Source organism: Breoghania sp. JC706 (assembly GCF_037026715.1).
Classification (GTDB): Bacteria; Pseudomonadota; Alphaproteobacteria; order Rhizobiales; family Stappiaceae; genus Breoghania.
Genome location: NZ_JBANCG010000013.1, coordinates 1 through 13,187 on the forward strand (window position 1 = coordinate 1; position 13,187 = coordinate 13,187).

Here is a 13,187-nt window from a genome sequence, read left to right on the forward strand (position 1 = left end):
TGGGCCGTGAAGATGGACCTCAGAACCGCCTTGCGAGAGGTAATGGGCGTAGCCCTGCAGTTCGAGAGCTGTTCGGCCACCAACGGCGAGGCGATGGTCGAGGATCGTCTGGAGCGAGATAACGACCTGCTGCCAGCTCAACTGTCCGCGGGGGCGTCTATAGACCCGGCGTGCTGGCTGTTCGAGCCAGCCTGAGGCGACATATTTGGTGCGCAAGGAAGTGTAATAGTCGCGTGCGGAGAGCCACGAGGAATCGACGAGCAAGCCCTCTGGGAGGAGGCGCTCAAGCTGTTTTAGCTTTCCTTCGCTTTGCTCACTCATGGTGAACTTTCTAGCTCATTTTTAAACCGCCGACCAGTTTGAAAATGTCCCGTTTAGCGTCGTAACGGTTAGTAAATCTGGCATCTGGCAAACCCGCAGCCTTTACCTTGATACAAATCCTCGGACTCTGATGGCTAAAAACCACGGTTTCGTATCAGCCAGCCGGAGCGGCCTACTCCCCTTCGGCTCCCTCAAGCGGCAAGGCCAAGGCGTGTGTCCACTCCAGCGGCGAGTACGAGGTGGCTAGCCCCTTTGCGTCGTCGATAGACCAGAGTTGGAGGGTGATGGGGGGAGAATAGTAATAGCTGCCGCTTTCAGCTTCCTGTTCAGGACCTGGCTCGGCGAAGTCGACTTTCGACGATCTCGCCGAAATATCGAGGAAATGGGGACTGATCAGGGCATCAATCTGTTTCAGACGTTGCCGCACCCAAGTCGCCATTGTACTCACTCTTGCAGCATCCTCAGACCTTGCATTTTCGAGATGATGCAGCACTGCAGTAAGTTTGTCCCGTTGGGTCAGTTGCTCATGAACTGCATCCACAAACTCCATGCGGCGCTTCTCGCGGCTATTGAATGCCTCTTCACGCTGGCGTCGAGCCTCGGCCTCCCGGTGGCGGCGTTCCCGCTCGTCGGATTCTCTCCTGCGCTCACTAATGTAGGCGGCGTGCCCGACGAAACCTGCCAATACGTCCGGCAGCATGCGTTCCAGTGTTTGCGTCTTTCCGTCTGAATAAGTGCGGCGAAGACCTGAGTATGGGTTGGCGTGAATGACGATAGCGAGCCGACCGGATGGAAATTGGTCGTACTTTGACCACGGATCGGTGGTGTGGCCCCAGCGCGCCCGTTCATCCCGTCGCTTCAATTCCGCGGTTGTTGGTTGATGCAAGGTCTTCTCGGGCTGTTCCTCCAGGCCGAACGCAATTGACTCATTCTCGACAATGAGCACCACCCCGTCTTCAGTCGCCTTGGGCAAATGGCCTTGGGTTTCCGCAAGAGTGAACAACTGGCTTAGAATCCGAATTCCCCGTTCGATGGAAGCAGGAGCAATTTTGAGCGGGACAACGCCTTTCGAGCGAACAGACGCGAAACCTTGGTCGTCAGGACGCGCTTTCGAAATCGCGCGCCTTGTAGCAGCGAGAGACGGCGGTTCAACGATGCTTAGCGTCGGTTCGGATTCAGAGACCAGAAGCGGCTTAGCCGTAGCGTGCTTGTGGAGCCTGTCTCTGGCTTTTTCCTTGGCGTCGCGGACCGACGGAGACAGATGCTGCTCAGAACTTCCTGATATCCTCACGGTAGCCAAGTTTGGTTCCCTCAGTGGCGGTAGTGCTTCCTTGTTGACCCGCTTTCCGTGTTCCAGCTTCGCCCAGTATCCACGTTCTGGTGTTGGAATGTGGTGGCGATCACAGGTCTTCTTCAACGCGGTACCCGTAACGCCATAATCTGCGGCAACTTTGGTCATGGGTTTGGACCAAACCAGCTCGTATAGCTCTTCTCGAGAAACTGTCTTCAACTCTCAACCTCTGCCGTCCATGCAATGTGTTCGATCTCAGCCCGCCGATCCACGACCAAGTGGGAGCATTGATTTTGCCGGTTTTGACGGTACTTTATCGACGCATCAGATTCGACGTTTGTGGTTGCTGCCCCACTGCGAAGCAGCCGATAGATGCCGAAAGTTCACAGAATTTTTTCAGCAAGGTTGACGCCTGAAAACTCAGCAAAATCAAGAGGCTAGGTTTTTGACGGTACCCTACACGGCATAATCGGCCGCTGGAATTATTTTTCGCAGATATATCAGATGCTTAGGGCGAAAAAAATATTCGAGTGGGAGTGAGGTGGGGTAAAGCATCGGAGATCGGCAGTCTTGGCTTGATGCCAAGCTAGGCTTTTGATCGTCCGCGATAGCTTTTTCCCGCTACCTCGCGATGCCTAATCGATCAGGGCTTCTTCCAGAGTGTCGAATGTCCGCGTCCTGATATTGAATCGGGGAGTGTAGCCCGGATCCTGGCATTGCATTCCGAGCGCAATAGCAGGCTCAATATTTCCAGCTCGTTCAAGACGTCGACGGGATCGCGCTCCCGCGCGGCCTGCAGAGCCTCCTTCAGCCATGGGCTGACCCCCGGGTGCGCGAGGACCCAGGCGATCCGTTTCTGGTTTTTCTCCAACTCATCGTCATTGGGAAGCGACACTGTTCTTCCTCCGTTCGCGGACCCCGGGTGGCGGGGTTGGATCAACGGCATGCCGCACCAGATGGACAAGCACCGGCAAATGCTTGGGTCTGGGAACGGCACCACCGGGTTTCGCACATCGGCGATTTCATCAAGAAGGCGGTGGATCGCTTCCGGCTGAAGGTCAGCAATATGTGCCGGAAGGTCCTTCACTCGAGCCCCCGCACGGTTCCCCCCTTTTTCTTCGCCTCGGTGATGCAGCTTTCCCAGCGCTGGTCGCCGGTATAGCGCCACGCAACACGACCCTCGTCATTGAGTGCAAGAAGATGCAGCCAGCGATTGTCGAACAGCGCGCGCACTTCCCTGTGACGTTCAAGAACGTTCGCGATAGCCTCACGTGGCGCCTCTATCAGCACGGAAAGCCGCAGCGGCTCATGTATCAGCCGTTCGCCGTCATGAACCGATTGCCACGGCAATCCGGCCCGGAGGAGGCCGCCATTGCCCTCGACCACGCCGATGCCGCCGGTGACGTTGTGCAACAACTTGTTGCCTGCGCCGAAGACGTCGGGCGCAACCGTCGAGCCGTAGTACTGAAGGCTGATCCAACTGGCGACGACGACTGGCGCGGTCAGGATCAGTTCAAGCACGCCGAAGCCATCGTCGCGCCGCCAGTCATAGTCGTGGAGGAAGGCCCGCCCCGCCAGATCGCGCCCGGCCGAGCGCGACCGCGGCGCCGCGATGAACGCCTGACAGCCGGCGAGTGCCCATTCGGGCCGAAGCTCGGCCCAGTCGCGGGCGCGATGCGGAATGTCCTGACCGCGCGCCGCCCGTGGCAGGCGCAGCGCCCTTTCTCCCCGTGCCAGCGTGCCGGCTGATTTCAGCCATTGCTCTGCCTGCTTCACATCTTCGGCATGGGCGTTAGAGGGATGATCGGTGGCATAGAGCGTGACGGCATCGGTTGTCGTGTCATGTAGCGCAGCCAGAAAAAGGGTATCCTTCGGTATGGTTATGCCGTGCTCGGCCAGAGCGGCGCGCATGTCTTGGTCGTTGAGCAGCGAAGCAAGCAGCCGCGCATTCACTTCGCCCGAATATCCTCCGCAGGCGCCACAATGCAGCGCGCTGGCGTGTGGATTATTGACCACGTTTGCGCCGTGTCCCGCGATCAGTACAAGCCTCGCGAAACCCTCGGTCAGGGACATGGCCCTGAGCACGCTCGTTGCCATCGCCAGCTTCGTGTCGAGGTCAAGATTTGAAACGGGGCGGGGCGCGGGATCGTTCGGCGCTGCATTGCGCGTCATTCCCAGTCCGTCTCGAAACAGCTTGGCGACATAAAGCGGACCTGTGGCTTCGACGAAGGCGAAGGAGGAAATGGCAGCCAGCTTGAAGCGGTTCCAGGCGCGTTTCGCGCGAGCCGAGATCCGAGCGGCCAGATCTGCCCGTTCAGTCGTTGGCGTCGGCTCTCCTGAGCATGTGAATATGACCGGCTTCAGGAGCACCGGCAGGCGTGCCTCGACCACATCTGAGGCGAAGCGACGATGGCCGATGCCCATGCCGAAGAACCCCGCGAACCCGAGTGTCTGAATCCCGGGATCGAGGCTTTCCAGCGCTCGGCGAAACACTTCCGAGCGCACGTCGATGCAGAAAGCCATCTGAAGCCTGGGACGACCGGGGATAGCGGGAGCGGCAGGCGTTTTCTCAAGAAGGGTGCGGAGGCGCCTTTGCGCGGCGCGTTCGGCAGCCTCCTGAAGGATCGCATCGACGATATCGCCGGGGGTCGCGGAAACCGGCTCCGAGTAGGCTGCGATAGCGGCGTGCCACCGTTGCTCTACCGAGGGCGCATATTGGCTCAGCAAAGCCGCCTCCCAGATCAAGCGTATGACAAGGAGGTCTGTTACAGACGTATCGGTCTCGCCGCCGAGCTCGGCTTGCCAGAGCCGATAGCGGGCGATCTGGCTCCAGCCGCCCAGGGTCGTCAGCTGGCGATGGAAATAGGTTTCCAGCGCCGCCTCGCTGAGCCCAAGTCGGAAGACGCATTCGACAAGCGCGTCGTGGGCGTTTGTCGGAGCCTCCGCCACGCGCTGCGCGAAGCCTGAAAGGCCAAGGATCTCTGGCGTCAGGTCGTGGATGGCGATAGCCCGCCACGCGGTGTAGGCGCTGCGCGCGTGTGCGCCGGTCCACAGTGCCTGTCCCAGATCGAAATATCCCGATGCCCAGTGACTGATACGGTCGTTGACAATGCCGGTCCAGTCGACCGCCGTAGCCTCTCGTGCCAGTTCGGCGACGGTCGCGACGGCGTGCGGCTCTGCCCTATCGGCGAGTTCTGCTTCTTTCAGAGCTGCGAACGTCTTAGGCCGGAGCGCTGCGGGCGCGGCGTCGAAGGCGGCGAGAAGATCCTCTTCGGAGATCTCGCCAGAAAGCAACTTCTCACGATACCAGGACCGCGGCATGGTCAAAGCGATGCCGGCAGCTCGCCGCAGACGTGCCGCGGCGGCGGCGAGCGGCTCGTTCATCTGGCCAAGGAATGGATTCACCGCGACGCTTGAGGCGAGTGGCCAAAGGGGAGGAATGGCGCGTGCCGCGCGATTGGCGGCCGCTATGATCGCATCAGCAGAAAGCGGCGGCGCCTTGGTCACGTTCATCAGCATGTGGCGTTGTCCTTGTTCTTGAGGGTTCACGACGCCTTGCGGACGGACCAGCCGCCGAGCATGCGATCGATCGTGGCATTGACGTAGAGGCCATTGGAAAGATGGACGCGCAGGCCGGCTGCGGCGGGGTGAGATGCCCAGAGCGGGAACAGCGCCTGCGCCACTGCCACCACCCCGAAGCTCAGTACCGCAAGCGCCATCAGCGTCCATTCCAGCCGGCCTGGTGCGGGCGCGGCCGGAAGAACCCCAGCTGTCAGCCATTCGGCTGCGGTCTGGAGCGCGAAATATCCGACTGCTGCAGCGCTGGCGTAGATCGCCGTCTTGCGCGTCAGTGGTTGGGGGGCGGCATCCGCGAGCCCCTGGGCCAGCAGGTAGGCGACGCCGAAGATCAGGATCGCGCCGAGTGCGACTGCCTGGGGTGATTTGTGCTCGAAGCCGAACGTGAACCCGAACGCTGCGCCAATTGCGGCATAAATCGCGAGCGCGATAAGGAAGGCGCGGCCCACAGCAGCGCCGTTCGGGACGGCGACCGGCCCGGGACGGCGAATGGCGGCCACTTGTTCGACGGCTCCGCCGGAGGCCAGAAACGCATGTGCCTTGTAGAGCGAGTGCGCGACAATGTGGAGCAAGGCCAGCGGGAAGAGCGCCAGGCCGCATTGCAGGATCATGAAGCCCATCTGCGCGACGGTCGACCAGGCAAGCGACGTCTTGACCGCCGGCTGGGTCAGCATCACGAGCGCACCAAAGAGGGCAGTGAACCCGCCAAGCATAGCCAGAACGGCGAGCACACCGGGGGCGGAGAGCATCACGTCGGCGAAACGGATCAAAAGGAAGCCGCCGCCATTGATCACGCCGGCATGAAGCAGGGCAGAGACTGGCGTCGGCGCCTCCATGACCTCGGTGAGCCAGCCGTGTGTCGGGAACTGTGCCGATTTCAGGACCGCAGCGATTGCGAACAGGGCTGCGGCAGTGATCACGGGCCCGGAGGCGTCGCTGGAGCGGGCGAGCGCATTGATCGCGGCGATATCCGTCGTGCCGAAGCTTATCCAAACGAGGGCGGCTGCGCTGACCAGTGCGGCTGCGCCGACTATTGAGAACAGGCGTTTCTTGCGTGCTGCGCGCTGAGCTGCAACGCGCGTGGGATAAAACAGAAGCAGGCGATGCAGCGCCGCACTGGTCGCGATCCACGAGGCGACAAGCTGGGTGAGATTGCCCGCCTGGACGAGAAAGAGGACCGCCGCGAGCGCAGCGCAGAGCCAACCGATAAACAGGCCCTGTCGAGCTTCACCATCGAGATATGTGCGGGCATACCGCACGACGATCCAACCGATGAACGCGACCAGAACGAGCATCGCCACGCTCACCGCATCGAGCCGCGCTGACAGACCTGCGCCGCCCCATCCGATCAGTCCACTGTCGCCGGGGCCGTTCAGGATCAGCAGTGTGAGCGAAGCGATCGCGATCAGAAGGGCGCAGAACGCGGCGCCTTCCGCGAAGACTGGCGCCAACAATGGACGGTGGCCGTTCCTTGAAAATCCAGGGATGGCGGCGAGAAGCAGCAGGAGCGGTGCGGAAAGCGGGAGAAAGTTGAGCGACAAGGCAAAGCCCTCGATGGATAGCGGCGGGGATGCCATCGGTATCGAATGCTGGGTTCGAAGAAAAATTCATTGTTGGCGTTAAATCGTTCGCTATAATCGAACGGTATGACATCGCTGAATTACAACCATCTGCGCTACTTCTGGGCGGTTGCACACGACGGCAATCTCACCCGCACCGCGGGGCGGCTGAACCTTACTCAGTCGGCGCTGTCGGTGCAGATCCGCAAACTCGAGGAGCGTCTGGGGCATCCGCTGTTCGAGCGTCGAGGGAGGCAACTTCATCTGACCGAGGCCGGGCAGATCGTTCTCGATCATGCCGACGCAATCTTTGCCACGGGCGACGAAATGCTCGCCACGTTGCACCAGACAGGAGCGGCTCGGCAGGCGCTGCGTGTCGGTTCACTCGCCACGTTGTCGCGCAATTTCCAGATGGAGTTTCTCCGTCCGGTCCTCGGTCGCATGGACATAGACCTCGTTCTGCGATCCGGCAGCGCAGGTGAACTCTTGCGCGCGCTTCAGGCGCTCAATCTTGATGTTGTCTTGCTGAATCAAGCGCCGCCAATCGATGCTTTGACCCCTCTCGTCACCCATCGGCTTGCGGAGAGGGAGGTCAGCCTCGTGGGGACGCCGGACCGACTGAGGCACGCGGCTAGCCTTGAGGAACGGCTTCGAAAACACCCCATCATTCTTCCGACTGTCGACAGCAGCGTCCGCACCGGCTTCGATGCGCTGGCCGACCGCCTCGGCGTTCGTCCGCAGATCGTGGCGGAAGTCGAGGACATGGCGATGATGCGACTGCTTGCCCGGGAGGACATCGGGCTGGCCGTTCTTCCGCCCGTCGTCGTGAAAGACGAGATTGCGGCGGGCGTTCTGGTGGAGGGCGGTCAATTGCCTGGCATCGTGGAGACGTTCTACGCTGTCACCATGTCGCGCCGATTCCCAAATCCGTTGGTCAGGCTCCTCCTGGCCGCGCCCGGCGATTTGTAGCTTCCGCTACGAGAGGGAAGTCGCCGCACCTGGCCGACCACAGATCGTGTCCGGCCAGAGGTGCGCATTGCGGCCGTTGCCGACACGAGGTCGCAATATGTAGCGGCGTATTTGCCTAAAATTTGTGCATAAAAACCTATCTATCGATAGATTGATTTTTTCGCGGGCAGCGTTTATCATCGGCTTCATTAATTGAAATAAATATATATTTTATTAATTCGATTGTAGGAGCTGAATATGAAAGGTGCAATTTCCGCCCCTTTTTCGCCTCTTGACGATCATATCAAGAATTCATCAGAAAAAGACCATCGTATTTTCTTTGAGCTTATGAGACGGAACAATCCGCTCGATCCCGAAAAGGGAATTTCCGAGGCTGCAGCTACGCATCATCTGAACCAGATCCGAAAGATGATTGTCGCTGGAGAGCCGATTTCAATGATCCTCCCCGCTTTTCCGGGGAAGTCGCCTAACCGGCGCAAGACACTCAGCTACATGCCGGATCTCGCGGAGAGGTTGGCGCTCGACGAACTGGCCGGGCTCTGCCGTTCCATTGAGGACATCTACCCTCCCGGTGCGGTGGTCGAGATCTGTTCTGATGGATACGTCTTTTCCGATCTCGTGCAGATCCCCGACAATCGCGTGACGGAATATACGGACGAGTTGAAGAGATGGACGTCGGAACTTTATCCCGACTTCTTTGCGTACTTCGACCTGAAAGATGCCTACCCGCAACTGACAGATCTTGCGCGCATGCGGGAGGTCTTGACGCAGCAACATGGTGAAGCGATCGATAGCATTTCCGCACAGGCGCGCGAGGACGCCGGCGCGCGGAGCATGTATCTCGGTATCACCCGCTTCCTGTTTGAAGATTATCGGGGCATGCGCGAGTTTTCGGGCTTCAGCAACACCGCCATTCAGAAACGTGCGCGCGCCACTGCGTACCAGGTCATCCAGCGCAGCAACGCCTGGAGTGCATTGCTGGAGGCGCGGCGACCGGATGCGGTTCGTCTGTCGATCCATCCGCAAGGTGAAAATTCGAAGAAGTTCGGAATCAGGCTCGTGCCTTGCGTCGATATCTGGCGCACGCCCTGGCATTCGGTCGCCGTAAAGAGGGATGGCCAGATCTTTCTCGAGCGGCGCTCGGATGTGGAAGCAGAAGCGTGTCGTCTGATGTTCCGCAACGGTCGACCGTGCCACTATGTATATTCTTGATCGAGTTTTTTCCATGCTTTCCATCAAAGCGGTCATTTTTGATCTTGACGGTACGCTTGCCGACAGCGTCCGCGACATTGCCGATACGATGAACGCCTTGCTTCAGGAGCGGGGGCGGCCCGGGTTTGGCACGGACGAGTTCAGACAATGGATCGGGGGTGGTTCGGCGGCAATGGTGCGCCGGATTGCCGATCTCAGGCAGATCACGGACGGAGAGGCATTCCTAGCCACGTATTTGCTGAGATACGGCGAAAACGTGGCTCTCCGCACCCGTTTATACGACGGCGTCGGCGACATGCTGCAGTCCTGCATCGAGCGTCGTCTGCCGATGGCCTTGTTGAGCAACAAGGACGAGGCGATGGTCATGCGGCTGCACCGGGCGCTGTTTGCAAAAGATGTATTCGACGAAGTGCTTGGCGTTTCCACCGCCTTTCCCAAGAAGCCCGATCCCCAGTCTTCCCTGCACATCGCGAGGAGACTGAATGCTTCGCCGGAGGAGTGTCTGTTCGTCGGCGACACCCGTATCGACATGGCGACTGCGCGGGCTGCCGGTATGCGCTTTGCGGCCGCCTTGTGGGGATACGGCAGTTCGCAGGAGCTGATGGCCGCCAGGCCTGATTTCAGCTTCGCAAGCCCGACGGACTTTGCCTCCTTCATACGAGCCCAGGTTTCCGCGCGCAGGGATGCTCTCCCGGCAACCGTTTCCTGACGACGCAATTGCCGCGTCCTCCGTTCATCGAGACCTTTTAAGGGAGCCGATTGCGAATTTCAGAGAGGATATTGTTATGATTGATGAAATTCTGAATTTAAGAAAAGTGTCCGACACGTACTGGACGGCGGGCCAGCCAAGCGAGGAGCAACTCGCCGAGGTTCGGGAACAGGGGTTTGATCGGGTTATCAACCTCGCTCCGCAGGATCCGCGCTACAGCCTCGACGATGAAGCCGGCCTCGTTGCCTCGCTCGGCATGAAGTATGTGCTGATCCCGATCGATTTCAAGAACCCCACTCTGGAGGACTACGACCGCTTCGAGGCCGAAATGCGGGCCGCGGAGAACGAGCGCGTCTTCATCCATTGCGCCGCGAATTACCGGGTGACCGCCGTCTTCGGCCTCTATGCCGTGCGCAATCTCGGTTGGTCCATGGCGGAATGGGACGAATTCATCGCCGACGTCTGGGACATTTCGGAGTTCCCTGTCTGGGTCGAATACAAGAAGACCCTCGAAGAAAAGACAAAGGAATTGGTAAAATGAATTATCAGACCAGAGTAACGGAGCTGCTCAGCTCCATAATCGGTTCGTATCTGGTAATAGCGGATGGCGACAAGTTCGAAAATGAAGGCAAGCGGAGACTTGAAGAGACGCTTTCGACATTTGTCGATAACGATAGGCCGGTCGAGATCGTGCTGCCGGGCTTTCCCTTCAAGTCCCTGAATTTTCACGCCAAGACGAGCGGCCCGAAGCCGGATTACGGCGAGGTGCTTGCACTGCGGCGGCTCGACGAGATGTGCCAGGCAATCGTCAGCGCCTATCCGCGTGGGGTTTCGCTGACGGTGGTTTCGGACGGAACGACCTTCAACGACATCATCGGCGTCTCCGATGCGGATCGCCGGTTCTATGACGAGGAAGTGCGCACACTGTGGTCGAGCCCGCATATCCGCTGGGCTTCGCTGGAGGATCTCGTCGGGAGGGATGGCACTTCGGTTGAGCTGCGGGCAGGTCTCATCGAAAAGGCCGCGTTACCCTATGCCGATCTCTCCGCCTTCATTGAGGCTGTCGGTAAGGATGCGAAGCTCACCGCTGCTCACGACCAGATGTGCAATTTCCTTTACAACGACCTGCGGCCGCGGTGCGACGAGGGCATCGATGAAGAAGCGTATTTTGCGCAGATCCGCGACAAGTCGTACGAGATGATGTATCGCAGCCAGGCGCTGTCGGCAGTCTTGAACCAGACTTATCCGGAAGCTGTCCGTCTGTCTGTCCACCAATACGACAACAGCGGTCCGAAATACACGTTCGCCTTCATCGAAGGCGCAGCGCAGGCGTCGGCTCCCTGGCACAAGGTTACCCATCGCGATCTGGAAGGGCGGTTGAGCTATATCGATCACGCGCGCATCGATCCTGCGCGCGCGTTCGCCATTCACCGGGACGGACAGGTCTGGATCTATCAAGAGAGCGACGAAAACGTGGATCCCGCCGTTCGGCTGTCGATTGTCAGACCGCCGCAATTCGGTCTCCTCATCGAGGGGGATGCGCCGGGGAGCGCTCTCGGATTTTCGCCTCGGCTCATGAAGAGCCTCGTTTCGTTCTTTTCTTTCGTCTGCATGCGGGACTGCGGTTTCGAGGACCGGCAGGAACTGGTCGAATATTGCCAGCCTTTCGGCGATATCTATCAGTGGCACTTCGGGCCGGTGCACGTGGTGCAGCCCGAGGAAAAGCCCACCGGATTCGTGCAGTCGCTGGAGAAAACGCCGATCCATTGGGACCTCAGCATGCTTCCGCTCGATCATGAGCGGGTCAAGGATGACGAATGGTTCTGCGCTGATCTGTTCATGCTGTACTGCAGGACGCCGCCGCAGTCTGGCGAAGGGCAGACGGTGTTGGTCGATGGCCGGGAAATCCTGCATCAGGTCGGACCGGAGACTGTCGAACTCTGGCGATCGACCAACATCACCTACAATACCAAGATGACCTATTTTGGCGGTCATCCGAGAACCTATCCGCTCGTTCACACCCATCCGTTCACCAAGGAACCGATCCTGCGGTATCAGGAAGGCAGCCGGTCCCAGTATCAGACGTTCTCGCAGGAGGTCGAAGGGCTTGCACCTGACGAAAGCGCCAAGTTCATCGAAGACATGAACCAACGGATATATGCGGCAAAGGTCTGCTACGAGCACGACTGGAAAGCCGGGGATTTGATCCTCGTCGACAACTACCTTGCTCTGCATGGCCGAAATCCGATGACCGAGGCGTCGTCGCAACGTGAGCTCTGGCGCGTCCAGACCGTGTCCTGACGGGCATTGGCGGGTTCAAGCTGCGACGGTGGTGTTCAGATGAGCAAGAGCAGAGCCCTCCTTTTTGCGGAGGCCGTAACGCTTGCGCATGTCGTGCGCGTTTATCGGATTGCGAAAACCCTTTTCGAAGAGGGGTATGATGTTCATTTCGCGGTCGCCCAACGATTCCGGTTCGTCTACGACGAACCGGGAATAAAACTGCACTGGATTGCCTCGAAATCGGCACAGACCTTTCTCGACAACGTCGAGATGGGAAAGAGGCTGTATCGCTCGGAAGAGCTTATCCGGTACGCTTATGAAGAGCTGGCGGTGATCGACAAGGTCAAGCCGGATTGGGTATTGGGGGATTTTCGCCATTCCCTGAGCATCAGCGCGCGGCTGCGGGGCATCCCCTATCTCAATCTCATCAATGCGTACTGGAGCCGGGCCTACGCGGGGCATCTGTTGCCGGTGCCCGAGCTCCGACAGTTTCCGCTGAGCCGGGTGCCGCTGTCGCGCAGGCTGATGCCGGTGTTGACGCCGATTATATTCAAGGCGCAGGCGCAACCGCTGAACGACGCGCGGAGGCACTTCAACCTTGAGCCTTACGAACACTGCCTGCAGGGATGGGCCGGCGGCGACCGGACGTTGTTCTGTGATGTGGCGGAAAGCTTTGCCGCCTTCGCACCCGCGCCGCACGAGCGCTTCATCGGACATGTGACATGGGAGCCGACAGACGCCTCCCGAACAACCGAACGGTGGCTCGAAGCGCTCGACAAGGACGACTATGTCTACGCCGCCCTGGGCTCGTCGGGCGGACAGGGGATCCGGAACCGAGTGGTCGACGCGCTGATCGCCGCCGGCTATCCGGTGTGCGTCAGTGGCGTTGCGGACGGGGACCGACCTGCATCATGGCCGTCAGAAGTGCTTTCGGCCGAGTTCGTCTCCGGATCGGCTATTGCCCGGGCTGCCAGGCTCGTGATCACCAACGGCGGCAGCCCGACCACCTACCAAGCGCTCAATACCGGTACGCCCGTCATCGGCATTCCGGCGAACATGGATCAGGTTCTCTGCATCAATCATATCCAGAAGCTGAATGCCGGGCGCCTGGTCCGCCCGTGGCAGGTCGGACGCCCCCAGTTTGCCAAAGCAGTTGAGGAATTGATGTCGGGAATGTGCGCCAAGGAAGCGGCTACTTGGTCGCAATGGTCTCAAAAAACGGATTTTCGAACAGAGCTGAGAAGAACGATAGAATATCTCAACTGAAAGA

General features: G+C 59.5%; 10 protein-coding genes. 6 read left to right on the plus strand and 4 right to left on the minus strand.

Annotated features, from left to right (window positions below; genetic code table 11):
- The 4 genes from V2L18_RS21265 to V2L18_RS21280 form a co-directional block, all read right to left on the minus strand.
- A partial coding sequence (locus tag V2L18_RS21265; RefSeq protein WP_336180358.1) for an AbiEi antitoxin N-terminal domain-containing protein occupies positions 1 to 321 on the minus strand: 321 nt, incomplete at its 3' end.
- A gap of 172 nt (positions 322 to 493) precedes the next feature.
- The gene (locus tag V2L18_RS21270) at positions 494 to 1,831 is read right to left on the minus strand and encodes a hypothetical protein (protein WP_336180359.1); all 1,338 of its coding nucleotides are present in this window, start codon (positions 1,829 to 1,831) and stop codon (positions 494 to 496) included.
- Between the two features lie 864 nt (positions 1,832 to 2,695).
- The gene (locus V2L18_RS21275) at positions 2,696 to 5,125 is read right to left on the minus strand and encodes a DUF2309 domain-containing protein (protein WP_336180444.1); all 2,430 of its coding nucleotides are present in this window, start codon (positions 5,123 to 5,125) and stop codon (positions 2,696 to 2,698) included.
- A 32-nt stretch (positions 5,126 to 5,157) separates the two neighbouring features.
- Positions 5,158 to 6,765 carry a proton-conducting transporter membrane subunit gene (locus V2L18_RS21280; RefSeq protein WP_336180360.1) on the minus strand — a complete coding sequence of 536 codons (1,608 nt, stop codon included), beginning with the start codon at positions 6,763 to 6,765 and terminating at the stop codon, positions 5,158 to 5,160.
- Positions 6,766 to 6,834: 69 nt separating this feature from the next.
- Here V2L18_RS21280 and V2L18_RS21285 point away from each other — a divergent pair, with 69 nt between their 5' ends.
- From V2L18_RS21285 to V2L18_RS21310, 6 genes are all read left to right on the plus strand, one after another.
- Complete coding sequence (locus V2L18_RS21285) at positions 6,835 to 7,716, plus strand: LysR family transcriptional regulator (RefSeq protein ID WP_336180361.1); 882 nt, start codon at positions 6,835 to 6,837, stop codon at positions 7,714 to 7,716.
- A gap of 237 nt (positions 7,717 to 7,953) precedes the next feature.
- On the plus strand, positions 7,954 to 8,928 hold the full coding sequence (locus V2L18_RS21290; protein ID WP_336180362.1) for an isocyanide synthase family protein: 975 nt from the start codon (positions 7,954 to 7,956) through the stop codon (positions 8,926 to 8,928).
- A 13-nt stretch (positions 8,929 to 8,941) separates the two neighbouring features.
- The gene (locus V2L18_RS21295; RefSeq protein ID WP_336180363.1) at positions 8,942 to 9,637 is read left to right on the plus strand and encodes an HAD family hydrolase; all 696 of its coding nucleotides are present in this window, start codon (positions 8,942 to 8,944) and stop codon (positions 9,635 to 9,637) included.
- Positions 9,638 to 9,713: 76 nt separating this feature from the next.
- Positions 9,714 to 10,178, plus strand: a complete 465-nt coding sequence (locus V2L18_RS21300; RefSeq protein WP_336180364.1) for a protein tyrosine phosphatase family protein — start codon at positions 9,714 to 9,716, stop codon at positions 10,176 to 10,178.
- Complete coding sequence (locus tag V2L18_RS21305; RefSeq protein ID WP_336180365.1) at positions 10,175 to 11,938, plus strand: L-tyrosine/L-tryptophan isonitrile synthase family protein; 1,764 nt, start codon at positions 10,175 to 10,177, stop codon at positions 11,936 to 11,938. Before V2L18_RS21300 ends, V2L18_RS21305 begins: the two co-directional genes overlap by 4 nt.
- A gap of 39 nt (positions 11,939 to 11,977) precedes the next feature.
- Entirely contained in the window at positions 11,978 to 13,183 is a 1,206-nt protein-coding gene (locus V2L18_RS21310; protein WP_336180366.1) for a hypothetical protein, read from the plus strand.
- Positions 13,184 to 13,187: the final 4 nt, after the last annotated feature.

Excerpts from the sequence above, each read along its gene's own strand:
- V2L18_RS21275 (WP_336180444.1), bottom strand. The coding sequence starts at position 5,125 with ATGAACGTGACCAAGGCGCCGCCGCTTTCTGCTGATGCGATCATAGCG.
- V2L18_RS21280 (WP_336180360.1), bottom strand. The coding sequence starts at position 6,765 with ATGGCATCCCCGCCGCTATCCATCGAGGGCTTTGCCTTGTCGCTCAAC.
- V2L18_RS21285 (WP_336180361.1), top strand. The coding sequence starts at position 6,835 with ATGACATCGCTGAATTACAACCATCTGCGCTACTTCTGGGCGGTTGCA.
- V2L18_RS21290 (WP_336180362.1), top strand. The coding sequence starts at position 7,954 with ATGAAAGGTGCAATTTCCGCCCCTTTTTCGCCTCTTGACGATCATATC.
- V2L18_RS21295 (WP_336180363.1), top strand. The coding sequence starts at position 8,942 with ATGCTTTCCATCAAAGCGGTCATTTTTGATCTTGACGGTACGCTTGCC.
- V2L18_RS21300 (WP_336180364.1), top strand. The coding sequence starts at position 9,714 with ATGATTGATGAAATTCTGAATTTAAGAAAAGTGTCCGACACGTACTGG.
- V2L18_RS21305 (WP_336180365.1), top strand. The coding sequence starts at position 10,175 with ATGAATTATCAGACCAGAGTAACGGAGCTGCTCAGCTCCATAATCGGT.
- V2L18_RS21310 (WP_336180366.1), top strand. The coding sequence starts at position 11,978 with ATGAGCAAGAGCAGAGCCCTCCTTTTTGCGGAGGCCGTAACGCTTGCG.